The organism is Pseudomonas sp. AC463, from assembly GCF_979253585.1.
Genome location: NZ_CEEDDZ010000935.1, coordinates 1 through 251, shown reverse-complemented (window position 1 = coordinate 251; position 251 = coordinate 1). Strand labels below are relative to the sequence as shown.

The following is a 251-nucleotide window of genomic DNA, read 5'->3' as shown; positions in this document are numbered from 1 at the left end:
ACAGTGCGACGAACAGCAGGTCGAGGACGATCCATAGCGGCCAGCATTGCAGGCGCTTCTTGGCCATCCACAATTGCGCGACCAGGCTGAAGGCACACAGTGTGGCATCCTGCCAAGGCGCGCTGGCGTCGGTGTAGGTGCTCATCAACACACCCAGCACGACCGAGCCCAGCAGGCCCAGCGCAAGGCCGGCGGCGATTTGGCGAAGATCCAGACTCGAGACCTGGAGTCGCTCGTCAGGGCGGTCACCC

The 251-nt window shown here is 64.1% G+C and carries 1 protein-coding gene; it reads right to left on the bottom strand.

Annotated elements, in window-relative coordinates; genetic code table 11:
* A partial coding sequence (locus tag AC0IYH_RS32975) for a nicotinamide mononucleotide transporter (protein WP_471838596.1) occupies positions 1-251 on the bottom strand: 251 nt, incomplete at both ends.